The organism is Pseudodesulfovibrio pelocollis (genome assembly GCF_030282845.1).
Taxonomy (GTDB): Bacteria; Desulfobacterota; Desulfovibrionia; order Desulfovibrionales; family Desulfovibrionaceae; genus Pseudodesulfovibrio; species Pseudodesulfovibrio pelocollis.
On the sequence record NZ_JASTWE010000009.1, the window covers coordinates 44,308 to 64,805 of the forward strand.

20 protein-coding genes are annotated in these 20,498 nt (G+C 64.9%); 11 read left to right on the top strand and 9 right to left on the bottom strand.

The window, feature by feature from the left end; translation table 11 throughout:
* Nucleotides 1–114 precede the first annotated feature (114 nt).
* From fdhD to QQS14_RS05140, 3 genes are all read left to right on the top strand, one after another.
* The gene (fdhD, locus tag QQS14_RS05130) at nucleotides 115–894 is read left to right on the top strand and encodes a formate dehydrogenase accessory sulfurtransferase FdhD (protein ID WP_285905841.1); all 780 of its coding nucleotides are present in this window, start codon (nucleotides 115–117) and stop codon (nucleotides 892–894) included.
* A gap of 35 nt (nucleotides 895–929) precedes the next feature.
* Nucleotides 930–2,159: a molybdopterin molybdotransferase MoeA gene (locus QQS14_RS05135; RefSeq protein WP_345782786.1), complete on the top strand. Its 1,230-nt coding sequence runs from the start codon at nucleotides 930–932 to the stop codon at nucleotides 2,157–2,159.
* Between the two features lie 312 nt (nucleotides 2,160–2,471).
* A complete protein-coding gene (locus tag QQS14_RS05140) occupies nucleotides 2,472–3,359 on the top strand; it encodes a formate dehydrogenase accessory protein FdhE (RefSeq protein ID WP_285905842.1) in 888 nt (295 codons plus the stop codon).
* A 19-nt stretch (nucleotides 3,360–3,378) separates the two neighbouring features.
* Here the strand turns inward: QQS14_RS05140 and QQS14_RS16600 are convergent, their stop codons facing one another.
* Entirely contained in the window at nucleotides 3,379–3,597 is a 219-nt protein-coding gene (locus QQS14_RS16600) for a pentapeptide repeat-containing protein (protein WP_425607914.1), read from the bottom strand.
* Between QQS14_RS16600 and QQS14_RS05145 the strand changes: the two genes are divergently transcribed.
* From QQS14_RS05145 to QQS14_RS05170, 6 genes are all read left to right on the top strand, one after another.
* On the top strand, nucleotides 3,596–4,435 hold the full coding sequence (locus QQS14_RS05145) for an IS1595 family transposase (RefSeq protein ID WP_285905874.1): 840 nt from the start codon (nucleotides 3,596–3,598) through the stop codon (nucleotides 4,433–4,435). The two genes, QQS14_RS16600 and QQS14_RS05145, sit on opposite strands and share 2 nt — an antisense overlap.
* Nucleotides 4,436–4,671: 236 nt before the next feature.
* Nucleotides 4,672–4,899 carry a hypothetical protein gene (locus QQS14_RS05150; protein WP_285905843.1) on the top strand — a complete coding sequence of 76 codons (228 nt, stop codon included), beginning with the start codon at nucleotides 4,672–4,674 and terminating at the stop codon, nucleotides 4,897–4,899.
* Nucleotides 4,900–4,924: 25 nt separating this feature from the next.
* The gene (fdnG, locus tag QQS14_RS05155; protein WP_285905844.1) at nucleotides 4,925–7,954 is read left to right on the top strand and encodes a formate dehydrogenase-N subunit alpha; all 3,030 of its coding nucleotides are present in this window, start codon (nucleotides 4,925–4,927) and stop codon (nucleotides 7,952–7,954) included.
* A 12-nt stretch (nucleotides 7,955–7,966) separates the two neighbouring features.
* Complete coding sequence (locus tag QQS14_RS05160; protein ID WP_285905845.1) at nucleotides 7,967–8,692, top strand: 4Fe-4S dicluster domain-containing protein; 726 nt, start codon at nucleotides 7,967–7,969, stop codon at nucleotides 8,690–8,692.
* 249 nt (nucleotides 8,693–8,941) lie between these two features.
* Nucleotides 8,942–9,481, top strand: coding sequence for a peroxiredoxin family protein (locus QQS14_RS05165; protein ID WP_285905846.1), 540 nt, complete (start codon nucleotides 8,942–8,944; stop codon nucleotides 9,479–9,481).
* Between the two features lie 11 nt (nucleotides 9,482–9,492).
* Nucleotides 9,493–10,074, top strand: a complete 582-nt coding sequence (locus QQS14_RS05170) for a redoxin domain-containing protein (RefSeq protein WP_285905847.1) — start codon at nucleotides 9,493–9,495, stop codon at nucleotides 10,072–10,074.
* Between the two features lie 100 nt (nucleotides 10,075–10,174).
* Here the strand turns inward: QQS14_RS05170 and QQS14_RS05175 are convergent, their stop codons facing one another.
* From QQS14_RS05175 to QQS14_RS05185, 3 genes are read right to left on the bottom strand one after another with little or no spacing between them, the layout of a single operon-like run.
* Nucleotides 10,175–10,921, bottom strand: a complete 747-nt coding sequence (locus QQS14_RS05175) for a response regulator (protein WP_285905848.1) — start codon at nucleotides 10,919–10,921, stop codon at nucleotides 10,175–10,177.
* Nucleotides 10,918–12,924, bottom strand: coding sequence for an ATP-binding protein (locus QQS14_RS05180; RefSeq protein WP_285905849.1), 2,007 nt, complete (start codon nucleotides 12,922–12,924; stop codon nucleotides 10,918–10,920). Before QQS14_RS05180 ends, QQS14_RS05175 begins: the two co-directional genes overlap by 4 nt.
* Nucleotides 12,921–14,144 carry an ABC transporter substrate-binding protein gene (locus QQS14_RS05185; RefSeq protein WP_285905875.1) on the bottom strand — a complete coding sequence of 408 codons (1,224 nt, stop codon included), beginning with the start codon at nucleotides 14,142–14,144 and terminating at the stop codon, nucleotides 12,921–12,923. Before QQS14_RS05185 ends, QQS14_RS05180 begins: the two co-directional genes overlap by 4 nt.
* Nucleotides 14,145–14,444: 300 nt before the next feature.
* On the opposite strand from QQS14_RS05185, the gene QQS14_RS05190 reads away from it, so the two are divergent.
* A complete protein-coding gene (locus tag QQS14_RS05190) occupies nucleotides 14,445–15,119 on the top strand; it encodes a CBS and ACT domain-containing protein (RefSeq protein WP_285905850.1) in 675 nt (224 codons plus the stop codon).
* Nucleotides 15,120–15,320: 201 nt separating this feature from the next.
* On the opposite strand, the gene QQS14_RS05195 is transcribed toward QQS14_RS05190, so the two are convergent.
* Entirely contained in the window at nucleotides 15,321–16,229 is a 909-nt protein-coding gene (locus tag QQS14_RS05195; protein ID WP_285905851.1) for an AEC family transporter, read from the bottom strand.
* 120 nt (nucleotides 16,230–16,349) lie between these two features.
* On the bottom strand, nucleotides 16,350–17,099 hold the full coding sequence (locus tag QQS14_RS05200) for an N-acyl homoserine lactonase family protein (protein WP_285905852.1): 750 nt from the start codon (nucleotides 17,097–17,099) through the stop codon (nucleotides 16,350–16,352).
* 171 nt (nucleotides 17,100–17,270) lie between these two features.
* Here QQS14_RS05200 and serS point away from each other — a divergent pair, with 171 nt between their 5' ends.
* Nucleotides 17,271–18,548, top strand: a complete 1,278-nt coding sequence (gene serS / locus QQS14_RS05205) for a serine--tRNA ligase (RefSeq protein WP_285905853.1) — start codon at nucleotides 17,271–17,273, stop codon at nucleotides 18,546–18,548.
* 76 nt (nucleotides 18,549–18,624) lie between these two features.
* On the opposite strand, the gene QQS14_RS05210 is transcribed toward serS, so the two are convergent.
* The 3 genes from QQS14_RS05210 to QQS14_RS05220 form a co-directional block, all read right to left on the bottom strand.
* Complete coding sequence (locus QQS14_RS05210) at nucleotides 18,625–18,810, bottom strand: hypothetical protein (protein ID WP_285905854.1); 186 nt, start codon at nucleotides 18,808–18,810, stop codon at nucleotides 18,625–18,627.
* 16 nt (nucleotides 18,811–18,826) lie between these two features.
* A complete protein-coding gene (locus QQS14_RS05215; protein ID WP_285905855.1) occupies nucleotides 18,827–19,303 on the bottom strand; it encodes a hypothetical protein in 477 nt (158 codons plus the stop codon).
* 98 nt (nucleotides 19,304–19,401) lie between these two features.
* Nucleotides 19,402–20,412, bottom strand: coding sequence for a TAXI family TRAP transporter solute-binding subunit (locus QQS14_RS05220; protein WP_285905857.1), 1,011 nt, complete (start codon nucleotides 20,410–20,412; stop codon nucleotides 19,402–19,404).
* Between the last annotated feature and the right edge of the window lie 86 nt (nucleotides 20,413–20,498).

Consider the following 20,498-nt stretch of genomic DNA (forward strand, 5'->3'; position numbering starts at 1 on the left):
AGAGCAGGGGGAAAAGACGCTTCTTTGCGCCGCCGCGCCAATGGGCAGTATACAGGAGACTGACCAAAAATGCCACGCCGGACGGGCCGCCCGCGAACCGGCAGGGAGCGGACCATGGACTCACAAAACTTCGACATCCACGAATACCGCCAGGGGTTCACGCGCAGGCCCATCGCCTCCATCCGCGAGGTGCCCCTGACCATCATGCTCAACGGCCGCGAGGTGGTCACCCTGCTGTGCACCGCCAAGCACCCGGAATATCTCGCCGTGGGCTTTCTCAAGTCCGACGCCTTCATCACCAACCCGGACCAGATCACGGACCTGACCGTGCGCCGGGACGACCAGCGCCTTGTGGCCGAGGTGGAGACCTGCCACGATCCCTGGGAGAACCGGATCATGGAGCGCTCCATCACCTCGGGCTGCGGCAAGGGCACCAACTTCGGCCGCAACGTGCAGACCGTGTCCAAGCGGCGCCTCGGGGGCGACATCCGGGTCACGCCCGAGCAGATCCTGGCCCTGGTCCGCGAGCTGCACGAACGCTCCACCCTTTACAACCACACGCGCGGATGCCACAATTCATCCCTGTGCACACCGGATGAGATGCTCCTCTTCCGCGAGGACATCGGGCGGCACAATGCCATTGACATGCTCTGCGGCCAGTGCTTCCTGGACAACGTGGCCGTGGCCGACAAGATGATCGTGTCCACCGGGCGCGTGGCCTCGGAGATTCTGCTCAAGGTGGTGCGCATCGGCGTGCCCATCCTGGTCTCCACGGCCGTGGCCACCAATTTTTCGGTGGAGCTGGCGCGCAAGACCGGCATCACCCTGGTGGGCAACGCCAAGGACGACAGCTTCTGGGTCTACAACGACAACGGACGGATAGTGGGATTCTAAGCACCAAGGACGGCCCCATCTCCCGCGCCCGGGCCATCGGGCGGCTGATCGACGCGGCCCGGCCGACCACGCCCACGGCCATGGCTCCCATGGAGTGCGCGGGCCTCGTGGCCGCCGCCGACGTGGCCGCCGCATGCGACGTGCCCGAGCGGGCCAGCTCGGTGCGCGACGGGTACGCCCTGCGCGCGGCCGACATCGCGGCCGCGACCACAGGCAGGCCGGTGGTTCTGCGTGTCACCCACACCGTGCGCGCCGAGTCCGACGCCCTGCGCCCCGTGGAGCCGGGCACGGCCGCCCGGGTACTGACCGGCGGCATGCTCCCGCCCGGCGCGGACGCGGTCGTGGCCGAGGAGGACGTCGCCCACGGCGGCGGGCACGCCCCCCGCCCGACCCATGGCGATGCGGAATGCATCGAGGTACGCGCCCCGGTGCGGCCCGGCTGGTTCGTGCGCGCCGCTGGCGGCGAGATCGCACGCGGCGATGTCTTTGTCTCCCAAGGCCGGGAGATCACGCCCCAGGCCGTGGCCGTGATGCTGCGCACCCAGGTTGCCAGCGCATGGGTCCACCCCGCGCCGCGCGCCAGGGTCGTGGCTCTGGGCAGCGAACTGTCCGACCCGACCCATGCCAAGCATGGCGATCCGACGCACCCACTGGCCCGCTTCCCGGCCGACAATCTGGTCCTGACCTCGGGCCTGCTGGCCCGGTGCGGCCTTGGTGCCATTGAGACCGGGGTGCTGCCCGACGACGAGGAGCGGCTGACGGCCCTGCTCGCGGCCGAGGACCTGCCGGAACTCGTGCTCACCACCGGCGGCACGGGCCGCAGCGAGCGCGATTTCGCCCGCGCCGGGGCGCGCCGGACCGGGTTCGAGACCCTCTTCAACTCCCTGGACATCCGGCCCGGGCGCAACATGTTTGCCGCCCGCCGCGAGGCCACCCTGCTCATCGGGCTGCCCGGCCCGCCCACTGCGGTCTTTGCCTGCTTCCACGCCGTTGTCCTGCCCCTGGTACGCCGTTTGCGCGGCCTGACCGACCCCGCAGCCGTCACTGCCCGCCTCGACGCCCCCCTGTCCACCCGGCCGGGCGGCGAGTGGCTGGCCCCCTGCATCCTTGGGCGCGACGGCGCGCACCTGCGCGCCTCGGTGCTGGCAGGCAAGACCACCCCCCCCATGCTCGCCACGGGGCTGGCCAACGGCGTGGCCGTCATGCCCGGCGGCGAGGCCATGCTCGCGGGCGACGAGGTCGAGGTGCTGACCACCCTGTTCTGACGACCACGCCCCACTGCCTCGTATTTGGTACACGCAGCGCAGCGCGGTTTTTTCTCGACACTGCCGTGTGTTTTTTGTCTTTTTTCACTCAAAACGCACTTTTTTTCGCATCCCGGAACCCGCTGAATTTGTGGCCGAACCCCACAAGACTATGCCCAAAAAGGCATGTTTCTTGATTATTATCTTCCATGAATCAAAGACATTGCAGACTTTTTGTGCCATATCGTGAGCAAGTGCCAAACCATTGGCAAGCCAAGTGGCGCGCCCCTAGGGTTTTTTCCATAACATGCATAATCCAGCGAGGACACGCCAATGCAATTCGACAAGGCCAAAGCGACGCGCAATCTGGACCGGAAGCTGACCCAACTGAGGGGCAAGTCCTACATTTCCTCTGAACTGATCGATCTGCTGGACGCAGTGGCGCATCTCCAGCTGGAAGCCCGGACAGAGGCCGAGGTGACGCTGCCCCCCGATGCCGAACAGCCTCCGGCCGAGGCCCTGCTCCAGGGGGTGCCCCTGGTCACGCGCGAGTGTTTTCCCCACGACCCGGCCCAGGCCGCCAAACTGCTGAGCAAGCTGGTTGCGCTGCTCGACGCGGCCGGGGGGCCGCTGGGTCAGGCCGCCCGGACCGTGGGCAAGGCCCTGGACAGCGGCGAGATGACCCCCGAGGAACTGTTTCGCCGCTATCTGGGCGACGACGCGACGTTTTTCGCCTCCTGGACCGAGCGCACGCCTGGCGCACCCAAGGCCCTGGCCTTTCTCGCCTCCGCCGCCCTGGGGCCATCCCTTGAGGCCGCGGCTGGGCAGTTGGCCTCCCGGCTCCCGTCGGCCAAGGTCGCGCCTTCGGGCGAATGTCCCATCTGCGGCAGCCTGCCGCTCATCTCGTCCCTCAAGGAGAAGGCGGGCTTCCGCCACGCGGTCTGTTCCTTCTGTCGCCACGACTACCGCATCCGGCGCATCGCCTGTCCCGTCTGCGGCGAGGAAGACCAGAAAAAACTGACCTACTTCACCGTGGACGAGGAGCCCGGCTTCCGGGTCGATGTCTGCGAGAGCTGCAAGACCTACATCAAGACCATCGACTTCCGCGCGCTGGACCGGGTATCGCTGCCTGTGCTCGACGACCTGGACTCCCTGGCGCTGGACTACGTTGCCGCGGGGCAGGGATACAAGCGGGCCACGCTGTCCGCATGGGGATTCTGAGACAGGAGGCGGCCATGGATTACGCAATGCCCGGCACCAAGCAAGGACCGGCCGCGCGGACCAGACCCGGTGCGCGGCCAAGCGATGCGCGGTCAAGTGATGCGCGGTCAAGTGATGCACGGTCAAGTGATGCGCGGTCAAGTGATGTGCGGTCAAGTGATGTGCGGTCAAGTGATGTGCGCCCCAGACGTCCGGCCGTGGCGCACACGCACCAGCCAACCGGGGACTTCTCTGCCATGCTGCGCGACGAGGCCCGGGCCAGGAGCTATCTGCTCGACCTGGCCTGGCCCACGGGCGACCCCTTCTGTCCGCGCTGCGGCCATCGCAAGGTCTACGACCTCTCGGGCGAGCGGCTGCGCTGCGCCGACTGCAAGTACACCTTCCACCCCTTTTCAGGCCGCTGGATAAACAACGGCGCCCTGACCGCCGTGGAATGGCTGGGCCTTGTCACCCTGTTCGTGGAAGAGTGCAGCGTCCACCAGATGAAGGAGCGGCTCGGCCTCTCCTACAATACCGTGTACAAGGCCCTCACCGCCATCCGCTTCGCCATCGTGGCCCACGCCATCGACGCCCGCCAGGTGCTGGGCCGGGCCACCGGGCTCGACTCCTACATCAAGGGCAACCGCCTCACCGGCGGCCCGCGCGACATGCGCATGGACACCATCCCGGTCTATGGCATCCTGCGGCGCGACGCCATGGTCTTCATCGACCTCGTGCCGGGATTCCAGGCCGAGACCCTCTTCCACTTTCACATGAACTTCCACCTCAAGCTCATCCGCACCGGCAACCTGGTCTACACCGACCGCTACAAGGAATACGACGCCCTGCTCTTTTGCGGCAACGACTCCCTGCCCTACGAGGTCATCCGCCGCTACGACGAGCCGCCCCACATCGACGCCTGCGGCGACGACTTCTGGCCCTTTGCCCTGGAGCGCATCCGGCGGTTCAGGGGCATCTCCTGCCAGCGCTTCCCCTTGTACCTCAAGGAGCTTGAGTTCCGCTTCAACAACCGGGAGCAGCCCATCGCCGCGGTGCTGGCCGCCTATCTCTGCGCCCTGGTCCCCGCGCTGGACTGAACCCCGCGCCGACGCATGCCGACTCGCGGCAAGCTCGCCCCCCTGCTGGTGTGAAATCCTTGTAAAGAAAACAGGCTATGCCAAATGTGGCATAATTGAATTCGCATAAATACGGGCACCTACGCTGCGCACGTGGGAAAACCACTGTGCAACACCACACGCAAGACCGATTTCTTTGCGGTTTTTTCCGAACTCGTCCTATAGAGATATCAGCTACAAAAGGGAGAGGTGCGCACATGCGCGATTCAATCAACCAGACAGCGGCCGCCAGGGCGGCGGCGCTCCAGCCCTTTGTCGGGCTGGGTTTCGACATGACCGGGGTCTGCTCTGCGGCCCGGGCCATGGTCCTGCGCCGCCCCGGAATGGACATGGACCGGCAGACGCCGCCCATGCCCTCTGCCGTGGCGCGGCCAAGCGGCTACACGCTCCTCGTGACGCTGTGTCGCGAAATTCGCGGGCGCTGACCCGCACCCAACATCAGGAGGTCTCATGCACACCAATCGAAGGAACTTCCTCAAGCTCTCCGCCACGGCGGCCGTGGCAACGGCCTTCGGCGGCCTCGGGCTTGGCTGTACGCCCAAGGCCGAAGCGGTCGACAGGGCGGCGGCCATGGACCCGAAGTGGAGCAAGCAAACCACAAGCATCTGCTGCTACTGCGCCGTAGGCTGCGGGCTTGTGGTCAACACGTCCCTGAAGACCAAGCGCGCCGTCAACGTCGAAGGCGACCCGGACCACCCGATCAACGAAGGCGCGCTGTGTGCCAAGGGCGCATCCATCTGGCAGCTGGCCGAAAACGACCGCAGGCCCGATTCGGTCCTCTACCGCGCCCCCTACGCAAACAAGTTCAAGAAGGTCTCCCTTGCCTGGGCGCTGGAAAAGATCGCCCACAATGTCAAGAAGGCGCGCGACGAGAACTTCACCCATCTCAATTCACGCGGACAGGCGGTCAACCGGTGCGACACCATCGCATCCCTTGGCTCGGCCGCCCTCGACAACGAGGAGTGCTGGGCCTATTCGACCATGCTCCGCAGCCTCGGCCTGGTGTACGTAGAGCACCAGGCACGTATCTGACACAGCGCAACTGTTGCGGCTCTGGCAGAGTCGTTCGGACGCGGCGCGATGACCAATCACTGGATCGACCTGAAGAACAGTGACTGTATTCTCATAATGGGCAGCAACGCTGCCGAAAACCATCCCATCTCCTTCAAATGGGTGACCAAGGCCCAGGAAAAGGGTGCCACCGTCATCCATGTGGACCCCCGCTTCACCAGGACCTCGGCCAAGGCGGACATGTACGCCCCCATCCGGTCCGGTGCAGACATCGCCGTGCTTGGCGGCATGATCAAGTACATCCTGGACAACGACCTGATATTCAAGGAATACGTCCTGGAGTACACCAACGCCTCGTTCATCGTCGGCGACAAGTACGCCTTTGATAACGGCATCTTCTCCGGATACAACCGCGAGACCAGAAGCTATGACCTGTCCCAGTGGGCCTTTGCCATGGACGAGAACGGCAACCCCAAAAAGGACCCGACCCTTCAGGACCCGCGCTGCGTGTACCAGATGCTCAGGAAGCACTACGAGCGCTACACCCTGGACAATGTCGAGGCCATCTCCGGCATGACCCGCGCGGACATCGTCAAGTTCTACGAAACCTACGCGGCCACCGGCAAAAAGGACAAGGCCGGAACCATCATGTACGCCATGGGCTGGACCCAGCACACCGTGGGTGTGCAGAACATCCGGGCCATGGCCATCATCCAGCTGCTGCTGGGCAACATCGGCATCCCGGGCGGCGGCGTCAACGCCCTGCGCGGCGAGGCCAACGTCCAGGGGTCCACGGACCACGGCCTGCTCTACCACATCCTGCCCGGCTACCTGGCCACCCCCTTGGCGGCGCACCAGAGCCTGGCGGAGTACAACAAGGCCTTCACCCCGGTCTCCAACGACCCCATGTCCGCCAACTGGTGGCAAAACTTCCCGAAGTATTCGGCGTCGCTGCTCAAATCCATGTGGATGGACGACGACCCGGCGGTTTCCTTCAACTACCTGCCCAAGCTCGATACGGCTGCGGCGTCGGTCTACTCCTGGCTGAACCTCTTCGACAAGATGGACAAGGGCCAGTTCAAGGGGCTGTTCGCCTGGGGCATGAACCCCGCCTGTTCGGGCGCCAACACCCACAAGACCCGTCAGGCCCTGACCAGGCTCGACTGGCTGGTGAACGTCAACATCTTCCCCAACGAGACCGGCTCGTTCTGGGAAGGCCCGGGCATGGACCCCTCTAAGATCAAGACCGAGGTCTTCTTCCTGCCCTGCTCCGTTTCCATCGAAAAGGAAGGCTCGGTCAGCAACTCCGGCCGCTGGATGCAGTGGCGCTACCAAGGACCTGACGCGCCCCACGGCTTCAAGCCCGATGGCGACCTGATGTACGAGCTGATGCACGAGATCCAGGCCCTGTACAAGAAGGAGGGCGGCGTCTACCCCGAGCCCATCCTGCGGTTCAACCTGGAGGGCTGGGCCACCAACGGCATCTTCGATCCGCACAAGACGGCCAAGCTGATCAACGGCCACTTCACGCGCGACGTGGAGATCGGCGGCACGGTCTACAAGAAGGGCACCCAGGTGCCCAGCTTCGCCATGCTCCAGGCCGACGGCTCGACCTGCTCGGGCAACTGGCTGTACTGCAACTCCTACACCGAGCAGGGCAACATGGCCGCACGGCGCAGCCTCGCCCAGACCCCGGAGCAGGAAAAGCTCGGCCTCTTCCCCAACTACACGTGGTGCTGGCCGGTCAACCGGCGCATCCTCTACAACCGCGCCTCCGTGGACCCGACGGGCAAGCCCTGGAACCCGGAGCTTCCCCTCATCCAGTGGGACGCGATAACCAAGAAATGGGTGGGCGATGTGCCCGACGGCGGCTGGGCCCCCGGCGAGCGGCACCCCTTCATCATGACCAGGTTCGGCTTCGGCCAGCTCTACGGCCCCGGCCGTGCGGACGGCCCGCTCCCGGAATACTACGAGCCGCTGGAGTGCCCGGTGAACTCACACCCGTTCTCCACCACCCTGCACAACCCCACGGCCATCTCCTACGCCGACGAGGACAAAGCCGTGTGCGATCCCAGGTACCCCTTCGTGGGCACCACCTATCGCGTCACCGAACACTGGCAGACCGGCCTCATGACCCGCAACCAGGAATGGCTGGTGGAAATGGAGCCCCAGATGTTCGTGGAAATGAGCGAAGAACTGGCCGCGCTGCGGGGCATCACCAACGGCGAAAAGGTCATCGTCGAGAGCGTGCGCGGCTCAGTCTGGGCCAAGGCCATGGTCACCAAGCGGTTCAAGCCCTTTGATGTCCAGGGAACGGTCATCCATCAGGTGGGCCTGCCCTGGCACTACGGCTGGACATGGCCCAAGGACGGCGGCGATTCCGCCAACATCCTGACCCCGTCCGTGGGCGATCCCAACACCGGCATCCCCGAAACCAAGGCCTTCATGGTCAACGTCCGCAAGGCGTAAAGGAGGAATGAAATGAGTAAGACCTTCTTCATCGACCTGACCAAGTGTACGGCCTGCCGGGGTTGCCAGGTTGCCTGCAAGCAGTGGAAGAAACTCCCCGCCGAAAAGACCGTGAACTGGGGCTCCCGCCAGAACCCCAAGGACCTCTCCGGCGTCACCCTCAAACTGGTCCGCTTCAGCGAAGTGGAGACCAACGGCAAGCTTCAGTGGCTGTTCTATCCCGAGCAGTGCCGCCACTGCGTCGAGCCGCCGTGCATCGACGCCATGACCGTGCCCGGCTCCATCGTCCACGACCAGGAGACCGGAGCCGTCATCTACACCAGCCTCACGGCCAAGGAGCCCAACAAGGAATCCTTTGCCGCCAACTGCCCCTATGACATCCCGCGCATCAACAAAGAGACCGGGATGGTGGTCAAGTGCGACATGTGCAACGACCGCGTGAAGATGGGCATGCTGCCCGCCTGCGTGCTGACCTGCCCCACCGGGGCCATGAACTTCGGCGAGCGCGAGGACATGCTCGAACTGGCCGAAAAGAACCTCGAAGCGGCCCAGAAGCGGTATCCCGACGCCGAACTGGTGGACGAGTACACGGTCCGGGTCATCTACCTGGTGCAGACCAGCCCGACCAGCTACCACGAATACCTTGAGGCGGACGCTTCGTCCATCCAGCGCGGACCGCTCTCCAGGAAGCAGTTCCTGGCCAAGCTGGCCTCGCCGCTGAAGCGCATGAACAGCTAACAGTCAAACCCCCGGCGCGGGCAGGCCCGCGCCGGGGACAACATACTCGGATAGAACACCTCCGCATGCCCGCTGCTTCGGACCTGGCGGCGATGGCCCGGAGAGTCAAGGGCCCCGGCCATTGCTATTGTGCCGGGGCCCATTATATTCATGGAGACACTGCGCACACGCGCTGAATGTGCGCGCGGGCCTGCAAGCACGCGGCAAAACGCGTCAGGCCCCCAAACCGCAACAGGACATGAGGACCGGATGACAATGCGAATTTTCCTGCTCGCGGCCACCGCCCTGCTGATCATGGTCACCGCAGCCGCAGCCCAGCCCCTCAGGGCCTTCCCTGATCTGACGATCTCCGGCCCGGTGACGGACGCCCAGAAGATCTATCTCGGTGTGGACGCCAACCCCTTCAGGCTCTCCGAGATCAAGGCCGACATCCTGTTCATCGAGGGCTACAGCATGTACTGCCCCATCTGCCAGCAGGACGCCCCGGCCCTCAACGAACTGTTCCAACGCATTGCCGAGGCCGACCCGGAGGGAAGAATCCGCTTCATCGGCCTCGGGCTTGGCAACACGGAGTTCGAGACCACGTTCTACCAGAACAAGTTCAACGTCCCCTTCCCCCTGTTCAAGGACGAGGATTACGTGATCCACAAGGCGCTGGGAGAGCCGGTTGCCCCCACCTACTACATCGTCAGCACCAGCGGCCCGGCACCGGAGCTGCTCTACGAGGCCGAAGGGGCGCTTGCCAAAGACATCTTCGAGACTATCATGTCCCTGGCCAAGACCAGATAGGGAGCACAACCATGCATTTTGCCGACCGGATTCCCGGGGTGGCCCTGGCCTCCCTGATCCTGATCCTGACCCTGCACGGCACGGCCCTGGGCGACCATGGACATGGCCCGGCCAAGCCAGTGGACAGCGTGCTCCGGGTGGCCGTGGGCGAGATGGCCCCGGACTTCACCTTGCCCGACCTCGCGGGCAACCCCGTGCGTTTGCGCGACTTTCGCGGCAGGAAAAACGTGGTTCTCTCCTTCGTGCCTGCGGCCTGGACCCCTGTCTGCTCGGACCAGTGGCCGGGCTACAACCTGATCACGGACCTCCTTGATCAACACGACACCGTGCTCCTGGGAATCACCGTGGACAACACCCCGAGCCAGCACGCCTGGGTCCAAGCCATGGGCGGGCTCAAGTTTCCGGTCCTCTCGGACTTCTGGCCCCACGGCGCGGTGGCTGACGAGTACGGCATCCTGCGCTCCTCCGGCGAGGCCGAGCGCGCCCTGTTCGTCATCGACAAGCAGGGCGTGCTGCGCTTCATCGATGTCCACGACATCAACACCCGGCCCGACCTAGTCCTGCTGGTCCGGGAAGTGGAAAAGCTCGACTGACAGACACCCGGCATGGCAATGCGCCATCGCCCAACGCAGTGATCCGGCGGCCACGACATGTGGCCGCCGGATCACTGCGTTGCGCCTCAGCCACGGTCAGCTAAGTATTGCGGCTGCCTAGCGCGTCCAGGGCCGAGGCCTCGGAACGGTAGAGATCGGCCAGCCGGGTGATGCCCACGGACTCGAAGACTGCGCGGAAGTTGTCCGAAAGCCCGGCCATGACCACGCGCACCCCGGCCTCGCGGCACTGGCGCAACAGGTCGGTCAGGCCGGATATGCCAGCGCCGTTGATAGACGAGTTCTCGTCGAAGTTCATGAGAATCAGCCCCTTGCCAATTTTCCTGGCCTCGGCCAGCCGCTCGGCCAGATGGGGCACGGTATTGCCGGTGATGTTGCCGCGCACGCGGATGACCACCGCATCCCCCTGCACCTGAAGCCCGACCTGCTCCACCTCGCTCTTGGCAATGGCCAGGCGCTCGCCTGCGCGGGACAGGGCCAGTTCCAGCGCCTCGCGGCGAAGGGGCTTGTTGATGAAATCCGTGGCGTCGAGGTTCAGGGCCTGGATGGCCAGGTCCATGTCTCCGTGGCCGGTGATGACCACTACCTCGGCCATTGGTTTGATTTTCTTTATTTCCTTGAGCACCTCTATGCCGTCCATGACCGGCATCTTGATGTCGGTCAGCACCAGCGAGGGGCTTTCCTGCTTGAACAGTTCAAGCCCCTCCCGGCCGTTTTCGGCCATCAGCACATGATAGCCCATGGCCGTCAGCAGCAGGGAGAACATTTTCAGCGTTGGCCGCTCGTCGTCGATGATCAGTATGGTTTCCTTCACGGTGGATTCCTTCATTGTCTGTTCACGCCCTTGGCCGCGGGGAACTGCATGCGAAAGACGGCCCCCTTGCCCTTTTCGCCACGGATGCGGATGTCTCCGCCGTAATCCTTGACGATGCCGTAGGTGATGGCCAGCCCGAGCCCCATGCCCTGGCCCGCCTCCTTGGTGGTGAAGAAGGGCTCGAAGATTTTCTCGCGATCCTCCTCGTCGATGCCCGAGCCGGTGTCCTCCACCTCGATGAACACCATGAACTCCTCGGCCCCGGTGCGGATGGTGATGCGCCTGCGCGAGACATCGTCGTGGGGCGTGGCGGTGTCGTTGATGGCGTCGCGGGCATTGGCCACCAGGTTGAAGACCACCTGCTGGAGCCGGTTGGAATGGGCCATGACCGGCGGCAATCCCTCGACCAGCTCCAGATCGAAGGCGATGTTGTCCAGCTCGAACTGGCGCCGGAGCATGGAGAGCACGGCCCGCACCGGCTGGTTGACATCCACCCGCTCCTCCATGAAATCCGACTTGCGGCCAAAGGAGCGCAGGGTGTTGATGATCTCTGCGGCGCGGTCCACCTGGGCCGATATCTCGCGCACCACCTCCATGAAGTGTTCCTTGGGCACGTCGGCGTTCTCCTCGCCCATCAGGTAGAGGAAGTCGCTGCCCATCTTGATGGCGTTGAGCGGCTGGTTGATCTCGTGGGCCACGCCCGCGCTCATCTCGCCCAGGGATTTCATCTTGCTCGCCTGGATGAGTTGGGCGTCCTTCTCGATCATCTCGGTGATGTCGGTCACCGCGATGATGATGGCGTGGTGACCGCGATAGGAGATGGGGCAGGCGTGCATGTTGACGAAAAACGGCTCGTTGCCCTGCTTGTAGTGGATCTGCTTGGGGAAATAGACGCAGCCGCTGCCGCCCTCGGCGAAGAAGGTCAGGCACTTCTCGTTGTGATCCGGCCCAAGCTCGACAAAACGCATGCCGTGCAGGGTCGCCCGCGAATAGCCGTAAAGCTCCACGGCCCGGGGGTTGGCATCGCGAATCTCGCCGGTCTCGCAATCCACCACAAAGATGGGGTCCGGCCCGGAATCGAACAGGGAGCGGTATTTTTCCTCGGATTCGCGCAGGCGGCGGCGATAGAGCTTGATGGACCAGACCATGTTCCTGAAGGAGTCGGCCAGCTGGACCACTTCGTCGCCCTCGTGCTTGCGGTAGAAGGTGCAGTTGGCGCACTTGCGATACTCCTCCCCCGGGCTGGCCGCGCCGCGCGCCTGGTCAAAGTGCCAGCACGGCAGGTCCGTGTTGTTGAAGGCCGGGCAGCGGGAGGCGTCCCAGTCCTCGTCCGGCCCGAGCTTGAGCGGGATGTCAAAGTTGCCCCGGCCGATCTCGTCGGAGAGACGGGTCAGGTCGGACACGGGCCGGGTGATGTAGCGCGTCAACCAGGAGCTGAGGAAGATGGTGATGATGATGACACCCGAGATGAAGCCGAGAAAGGCCACGCGCAGCTTGCCCACCAGGGCGTCGATGTGGCTCTTGTTCAGCCCCACGTGGACCGTGCCGATGCGGTACAGCCCCTCGTTGATGGCTGTGGCCAGATCGTAGACCGGCTCGCCGTCGAGATCGAGGAGCTTGATGGAGTCCTGCGCCCCGGGCGAAAGCCGGTTGGTCAACAGGTTCTCGGGCAGCGCCCGGGTCAGGGTGTGGGCCAGGACCTCGCCCGCCTGATTCTCGATGAAGATGTACGAGACCAGGTGCTTGCGCTGATGCAGCCGGGTTTCGTCAAAGATCAGGGCCAGCAGCTGGGGCACGTCGTTGTCCAGGATATGCGAGCCGCCGCGCTCGGCCACGGAATAGGCGATGGCCTCGCCGCGCATCTCCAGCTCGTGGGTCAGGGAGTTGACCAGGATGTAGCGGGCCACAAAGGCGATGGCCACGCTGATGAACATGATGGCGATGAGCATGGAGAAGAGAATCTTCTCCCGAAGCCCCAACCGGGAGAAATACTGGGCGATCCGTTTGCCGATGGTCATTGCGCACCCTCCCCCCTGCCCAGGCCCTTCCAGTCGAGCAAAGGCACGAACCGGCCGCGCTCAAGCCGGGTGAAGTAGACCTTCTCAAGCCCCTGCCGATCGCCCGGGCCGTAGGTGATGGACAGGCCCGGCCCCAGCTCGTAGTTGCGCAGGGACTCGATGGCCGCGATGAGCCCGTCGCGGGTCAGGTCGCGCCCGGCCCGCTGGAGCCCCTCGACCATGATCCGCGCGTTGAGGAACCCCTCAAGCCCCACGAAGCTCGGCGTGTCGTCGGGAAAGTAGCGGGCCAGCAGCCGCACATACTGCGAGGCCACGTCTTCGGCTCCGTCCGGCCCGGCCACGGGCTGGGGCACCACCTGGGACATGATCACCTCGGACTGCACCTCGGGCCCCAGCCTGCGCGCCAGCTCCTCGGCACCCACGAAGGAGACGTTGTAGAAGATGGGGTCGAACCCGGCCTCAAGGGCCACGGAGATGAACCGGGCGCAGGCATCGTAGGTACCGACCATGACCACGGCCTCGGCCCCGGAATGGCGGATCTTCTCCATGCCTTCGGACACGTTCAGGGTACCCCGGATGTAGGAGCCCCGGGCCACCGGCTCCAGGTCGTATCCCTTGAGGGCCAGTTCCGTGCCGATGAGCCCGTCAAAACCGTAGGCGTCGTACTGGTAGAAGACCGCGATGCGGTCGATGCCCAGGTCCTCCACCAGATGGCGCACCGCCGCCTCGGTCTCCTGATAGTAGGAGGCGCGGATGTTGACCAGATAGGGATTGAAGGGCTGGCGCAGGGCATTGGCCCCGGTGAACATGCCCACCAGGGGGATGGCCGCCTCCTCCACCAGGGGCAGCACCTTGATGGTGGTCGGCGTGCCCACGTAGCAGAACAGGGCAAAGACATCGCCCGAGATGATGAGTTGCTGCGTGTTCATCAGGCAGCGGGGCGGGTCGTAGGAATCGTCGTAGGCGATGATGCGTATCTTGCGGCCGTGGACCCCCCCGTTGTCGTTGACGTGGCGGATGTAGGCATCGGCCCCGCGCAGGGTCTGGGTTCCCAGATAGCCCGCGTGACCCGTCAGGGCCAGGGACGAGCCCAGCCGTATCTCGTCGGCCGACACGCCCGGGGCGTCGCCCCGCACCGCGCCCGACTCGTCGGCACCGCCACAGCCCGCAAGGGCGACCAGCAACACGATGAAGACCACTGCACGCAACGCCTTGTCCATGGACTCCCCCCGGAGTTTCACGCATTTTCCAATTGCGGATCATGCCATATACCGTGACTACTGGTCCGGCGGCAAAAACACAAGCCGCACCCTTTTGCCCACGGTTCAGAACAAACGGCCCAGCCAGCATGAGGGCACTAGCCAAAACCGCCCATTGCGGCTATAGCAAACACAGCCCGCAGACACCCTTTCCGGGCGCGGGCCGGGCGCCGCCGACCGGCCCCGTCGAACAGGACCACGGCGGAACCCCGAGCGGGACAGGCGCGCCTCGTCAAGCCGGACTACACAGGAGGATTACACATGCTGGTGAAGAACTGGATGACCGAGAACGTGATCACCATCACGCCCGACAGGTCCATGATGAAGGCGTCGAAACTGATGAAGGACAACTCCATCAGCAGGCTGCCCGTGGTTGACGAAAACGGCCGGATCGTGGGCATCGTCTCCGACCGCGACGTCAAGGACGCCTCGCCCTCCAAGGCCACCACGCTCGACATGCACGAGCTGTACTATCTGCTCTCCGAGGTCAAGATCAAGGACATCATGACCAGGAAGGTCACCACCATCCGCCACGACGAGACCGTGGAAAAAGCCGCCGTGCTCATGCTCGAGGGCAATTTCGGCGGCCTGCCCGTGGTGGACGAGGACAACAAGGTGGTGGGCATCATCACCGACACCGACATCTTCAAGGTCCTTGTGGAGATTTCCGGCGTGTACGAGGGCGGCGTCCAGGTCTGCCTGCAGATATCCACCGCGCCCGGCAGCCTCGCCCCGATTCTCGACTTTCTCAAGGACAACGGGGCGCGCATCATGTCGGTCATGACCCACAACGTGCCCGAGACAGAGGGCTTCAAGCACGTCTACATCCGCATGCGCGACATGGAAAAGCCCGACTTCAAGCGGGTCAAGGCCGCCATGGATGAGCGCTTCGACGTGGTCTATTGGGTGACCGACCCCGTCCACCGCGTCGTCTAGCAGGCCGCTGAAAAACGGCGATCTGCGTCGTTGCTTCAAAAAGGTCAAACCCTCGCGTACCGGGAGTACGCTTCGGTCTTGACCTTTTTTCGCGCCTAGCAGCTCACCGTTTTTGAGCGGCCTGCCTGTTCCGACTTATTGAGCGGCCTGCAAGTGAGGTCGCTGAATACTGGTGATCTGCTGCCGTTTTTCAACAGCCGCCTAGCCGAGCAGGGCCAGGACCAGGGGGAGGGTCAGGGCCGAGACCAGGGTCTGGAACGTGATGATCAGGGCCATGAGCCGGTGGTCGCCGCCCATCTGCCGGGCCAGGATGAAGGCTGAGACCGAGACTGGCACGGCCGTGTATATGAGGGCGGCCTGGCGCGACACCGCGTCCAGCCCCAGGGCCTCGGCGCAGCCAAAGGCGACCAGGGGCAGCAGGATCAGGTGGAGTGTCGAGGCCGTGGCAACGGGCAGGACCGAGTCGCGCAGCCCCTCGCCGCGCAGGCCCGCGCCCACGGCCAGCAAGCCCATGGGCAGGGCTGCCTTGCCCATGATGGAGAGCAGGTCGTCCACCACCACGGGCAGGGCGATGTCCAGGCCATTGAGGGCGAATCCGGCCACGCAGGCCAGGATAAGGGGATTCTTGGCCAGCTCCAGGGCAGTGCGCCGTGCGCCGCCGCCGTTAACGCCATGGCGCGCCAGCACCAGCACGCAGAGCACGTTGACCAGCGGCACCAGGGTGAGCAGGGCCACGGCCGAAAGGGTCATCCAGTCCGGGCCGAGCAGCGCGGCCGCAGCGGACATGCCCACATAGGTGTTGGGCCGGATGGCCCCCTGAAAGACCGAGGTGAAGGCCGGGCCGGACACGGGCAGCCAGCGCCGCACGGCCAGCAACCCGCCCGCCGCCAGACAGACCGAGGCAAAGAGCGTGGCCGCCAGCCCCACGGCCGACTGGTCGAAGTCGCGCCCCGAAAGCCCGCCCACCAGCAGGGCCGGGAAGAGCACGTAATAGGTCAGCCGCTCGGACACGGGCCAGAATCCCGGCCCGGGGAACTCCACACGCCGCAGCGCGAACCCGATGAGAATCAGCCCGAAGATGGGGGCCACGGCGAGCAGGATGGGGGACATGGGCGGCAGATTACGCCCGCTTGGCCGCCAGTGGCAAGGGAAACGACGCGACCGGACCGGGCACGAAAAATCCCCCGCGCCGGGAGCACGGGGGATCAAACAGGTTCGCGAATCGCCGTGCTATTCGGGCACGGTCTCCATGGACGCCCATTTGGGCTCGTGCAGGGGCAGAACGAAATCGGCCATGTCCTTGGCCCGAAGCAGGATGTCGTAGGCGGCCTGGGCATCGGTGTGGGTGCCGGGCGGGATGACTTCCATCTCCATGGCTCTGACCTCCATGGGCGGATTGAGGTTCTCGAGGATGGTGCAGAAGCCGCAGATGAGCACGCTGCCCTTGTCGGTCTCCACCTTCACGGACATGCCGCCGGCAGTGTGGGCCGGGGTGTGGATCATGGTGATGCCGGGCACCACCTCGGTGTCGCCGTCCACCACCACCAGCTGGCCGTTTTCTTCCACGTCCTCGATGTAGTCCTCAAGGTAGCGGAAATCCAGCGGGTGCGGGTCGTGGATGTGTTCCAGTTCCTTCTCATGCACGTAGATTCGCGCGTTGACGCACTTGTAGTCGTTCTCGCAGTGGTCGTTGTGCAGGTGGGTGTGGATGATGATGTCGATGTCCTCGGGCGCAAGACCGTACTTGGCCAGCCCCTCCTCAAAGGTGTATATCTTGCCGCCGATGGCCTTTTCCCGCTCGTCGGAGACGATGGGCTTCATCTCGCCGGTGTCCACCAGAATTTTCTTGTCCCCGCCCTCGATGTACCACGTGTAGATGGGGATGGTGTAGGGCGTGCCGTAGCCGTGCTGGTAGGTCATCATGCCCTTGTCGAAGACCTTGGTTCCCATGACGATGGGATGGACTGTGTATGTGCTCATGGTCCACCTTGTGGGTTGGTGTTTGTTTTCCGAAGGATATGGGCACCGGTGCGGCAAAGTCAAGGGCGCGGGGCGCAGGCGCCCGGCGGGAGGGGCCCCTCGCAGATGGGGCTTCAAATCCGGCCAGACTTGCTGTACTACGAGGGGCGAATCGTACCGAGGAGACATGAGATGCTTGATCTGAAATTGATGCAGAAGAGCCCTGATCTGGTCCGGGAGAGCCTGGCCAAACGGGGTTCCGGCGTGGACGTGGGCGAGTTCCTCACCCTTGACGAACGGCGCAAGGCGCTCATCGCCGAGGGCGAGGCCCTCAAGGCCGAGCGCAACGCCGCCGGGCCCGAGATCGCCCGTCGCAAGAAGGCGGGCGAGGACGCCGCCGCCCTGCTCGCCCGCATGGGCGAGATATCCGAGCGGGTCAAGGCCCTTGACGCCGAGCTGACCGAGGTGGAGGCGGCCGAGCGCGACTGGCTCCTGTCCGTGCCCAACATGCCGCACGAGTCCGTGCCCGTGGGCGCGAGCGAGGCGGACAACCCGGTGCTGCGCCACTGGGGCGAGAAGCCGGTCATGGACTTTGCGCCAAAGGAGCACTGGGAGCTGGGCGTTGCCCTTGGCGGGCTGGACTTCGAGCGCGCGGCCAAGCTGGCCGGTTCCCGCTTTTCCCTGAGCTTTGGCTGGTGCGCCCGGCTGGAGCGCGCCCTGGCCCAGTTCATGCTTGATGTCCAGACCTCGCAGCACGGCTACACCGAAGTCATCCCCCCCTACATCGTCAACCGCAAGACCATGACCGGCACAGGCCAGCTGCCCAAGTTCGAGGAGGACCTGTTCCGCCTCGAGGGGACCGACTATTTCCTGATCCCCACGGCCGAGGTGCCGCTGACCAACATCTTCGCGGGCGAGTTCATGGACGAGGCGGACCTGCCCGTCCGGTTCTGCGCCCTGACCCCCTGCTTCCGCTCCGAGGCGGGCTCCTACGGCAAGGACACCAAGGGGCTCATCCGGCTGCACCAGTTCCACAAGGTGGAGATGGTCAACTTCGCCCATCCCGAGCGCTCCTACGAGGCCCTGGAGACCATGACCGCGGCGGCGGAAAAGATACTGCAACTGCTCGGCATCCCCTACCGGGTCATCGCGCTGTGTACCGGCGACATGGGCTTTGGCGCCACCAAGACCTACGACATCGAGGTCTGGCTGCCCGGCCAAAACCAGTACCGCGAGATTTCCTCCTGCTCCAACTGCGGCGATTTCCAGGCCCGCCGGGCAGACATCCGCTTCCGCTCCCCGGGCGAGAAAAAGCCCCGGTACGTCCATACCCTCAACGGCTCCGGGCTGGCCGTGGGCCGCTGTCTGGTGGCGGTCATGGAGAACTTCCAGCAGGCCGACGGCTCCATCGCCATTCCCGACGCCCTCAAGCCCTACATGGGCGGCATCGAGATCATCGAGCCGCGATAGACTGCCGGATTCACGAAACAGAACAGGCCGGGACGTGTGCGCGTCCCGGCCTGTTCTGTTTTCCCCGCCTGGGCGATCAGTCGTCTGCGGTTCCGGGTTCGCCGGGCTCGGGAAATCCATCAATGCCGTCGAGCACGGCGGCCACGGTGCGCGCCAGCTCGGGCGGCATGTCCACCGAGGCGAACCCGGCCAGCAGGGCGTCCGGGTTCACGCCGTATCCCTCGGCCAGGGTGCGGATGGCGGTTTCGAGATGTTTGTCCATGTTGGCTCCCCGGGGATTACTGGGCGACAACGAATCCCCGGAACTCGTCGTCGGAAGTGCGGACCCCGGCCGGAACCTGACCGGGCTCAAGCTCCATGCGTGCGGCGCGACCCACGAAGGACGCCGGGGCCTTGGCCACGATGCGCCACTTGCGGGCCGATTCCGAGGTGCAGATCAGGTCCAGGACCTCGGCATCGCCCGATGGCTCGATGGCCAGGACCGAGACCGAGCGGGTGGTAATGCCCGCCGCCTCGTCCGAGTCGAAAACCATCAAGGAGAACTGGTAGCCGGTGTCGAGGTTCTCCCACTTGACCGGGGTGCGGGCCGGGGCGGTGTCCAGGGCGTGGGCCAGATGGCGGACGTCGTTGTCGCTCATGTAGCCGCCCACATACTTGGGGCCGCCCATATTGAGGACATCCAGGGCGGCCTGCTTGCACCCGGCCGGAATCAGGGCCAGAAGCAGCACGGCCAGGACGGCGGCAAATCGTTTCATGATCGTCTCCTGCGTGTTGTTGCTGCCCATGACCATAGAGAACATCGGCGCGTCAGGCAACGGCATAATGCCGCGCGAGGCGGGACTGTCCGTCGCTACTACGGCCGGATGCGCTCCGGGATGGCCAGACCCTGTTCCTCCCAGAAGCGGGCCGCGCCCGGATGCAGGGGGATGGACACGCCGTCAAGGCCGCTCTCCACGCCCATGTCCCGGGCCGCGCTGTGGGCGGCGCGGATTTCGGCCAGCCCCTGGGGCGAATACACGGCCTTGAGGCAGTCGTAGACGGTCTGCGCGTCCAGGGCCGCGCTGGCGCACCAGAGGGAGGCATCCTGAAAGGTGGTCACGTCCCGGTTCTGGCCCTCGTAGGTTTCGGCAGGCACCACGACCTGGCCATAGAACGGATACGCCTCGTAAAAGCCGGACTCCACAGCCTCGGCATGCAGATCGAGCAGTCTCAGGGGGACCAGACTGGCCGCCTCGATGATGGCGGTGTTGGGGTAGCCCACCAGCACCCAGAAGGCGTCGATGGTGCCGCTGGCGAACTCGGATGCGGCCTGGGCATAGCCGATCTTGCGGACATTGAGCGAGTCCCACAGGCCCAGGTGGCCGAAGAAGCGCTCGGCCGACAGGGCCGCGCCCGACCCCGGATTGCCCACGGCCACCGCCTTGCCCGCCAGATCCCTGGCCGAGGCGATGCCCGAGTCGGCCCGGACCACGAGCTGGGCGGGCGCGCCGTAGAGGAAGGAGAGGGCCCGGACATTCTCATGAAGGGCCGGGTCGCCCGGCAGCTGGCCTGTCCGGCCCAGGAAGGCGTCGCCGGAGTAGACGATGCCGAGATCGATCACGTCCGCGTCCAGGCTGCGCAGATTCTCGGCCGAACCGCCCGCGCCCCTGGCCGACACTTCGAGCCGAGGGTGGCTGGCCGAGATGATCCCGGCCATCTTGTTGGCAAAAAAGTTGAAGGTGCCCCCGGTGGGACCGCCGCCAAAGGCGAGATAGCGCCGCTGCGACTGGGCGCCTGCCTCGGGCTGGTCGCCAGCCGGATCGGACGAGCAGCCCAGGGCCAGGAGCATCGCCAGGGAGACAAGGACAAGGGAAAATCGTTTCATACATCCTCCGGCACAGGGGCAGACGTTGCGAGCATGTCGAGCAGACGCCCATACCGGGTGCCGCGCAATGATTTTTACACCACCAA

Coding starts and splice junctions, on each gene's coding strand:
- fdhD (WP_285905841.1), top strand. CDS start 115: ATGGACTCACAAAACTTCGACATCCACGAATACCGCCAGGGGTTCACG.
- QQS14_RS05140 (WP_285905842.1), top strand. CDS start 2,472: ATGCAATTCGACAAGGCCAAAGCGACGCGCAATCTGGACCGGAAGCTG.
- QQS14_RS05145 (WP_285905874.1), top strand. CDS start 3,596: ATGCTGCGCGACGAGGCCCGGGCCAGGAGCTATCTGCTCGACCTGGCC.
- QQS14_RS16600 (WP_425607914.1), bottom strand. CDS start 3,597: ATGGCAGAGAAGTCCCCGGTTGGCTGGTGCGTGTGCGCCACGGCCGGA.
- QQS14_RS05150 (WP_285905843.1), top strand. CDS start 4,672: ATGCGCGATTCAATCAACCAGACAGCGGCCGCCAGGGCGGCGGCGCTC.
- QQS14_RS05160 (WP_285905845.1), top strand. CDS start 7,967: ATGAGTAAGACCTTCTTCATCGACCTGACCAAGTGTACGGCCTGCCGG.
- QQS14_RS05165 (WP_285905846.1), top strand. CDS start 8,942: ATGACAATGCGAATTTTCCTGCTCGCGGCCACCGCCCTGCTGATCATG.
- QQS14_RS05170 (WP_285905847.1), top strand. CDS start 9,493: ATGCATTTTGCCGACCGGATTCCCGGGGTGGCCCTGGCCTCCCTGATC.
- QQS14_RS05175 (WP_285905848.1), bottom strand. CDS start 10,921: ATGAAGGAATCCACCGTGAAGGAAACCATACTGATCATCGACGACGAG.
- QQS14_RS05180 (WP_285905849.1), bottom strand. CDS start 12,924: ATGACCATCGGCAAACGGATCGCCCAGTATTTCTCCCGGTTGGGGCTT.
- QQS14_RS05185 (WP_285905875.1), bottom strand. CDS start 14,144: ATGGACAAGGCGTTGCGTGCAGTGGTCTTCATCGTGTTGCTGGTCGCC.
- QQS14_RS05190 (WP_285905850.1), top strand. CDS start 14,445: ATGCTGGTGAAGAACTGGATGACCGAGAACGTGATCACCATCACGCCC.
- QQS14_RS05195 (WP_285905851.1), bottom strand. CDS start 16,229: ATGTCCCCCATCCTGCTCGCCGTGGCCCCCATCTTCGGGCTGATTCTC.
- QQS14_RS05200 (WP_285905852.1), bottom strand. CDS start 17,099: ATGAGCACATACACAGTCCATCCCATCGTCATGGGAACCAAGGTCTTC.
- serS (WP_285905853.1), top strand. CDS start 17,271: ATGCTTGATCTGAAATTGATGCAGAAGAGCCCTGATCTGGTCCGGGAG.
- QQS14_RS05210 (WP_285905854.1), bottom strand. CDS start 18,810: ATGGACAAACATCTCGAAACCGCCATCCGCACCCTGGCCGAGGGATAC.
- QQS14_RS05215 (WP_285905855.1), bottom strand. CDS start 19,303: ATGAAACGATTTGCCGCCGTCCTGGCCGTGCTGCTTCTGGCCCTGATT.
- QQS14_RS05220 (WP_285905857.1), bottom strand. CDS start 20,412: ATGAAACGATTTTCCCTTGTCCTTGTCTCCCTGGCGATGCTCCTGGCC.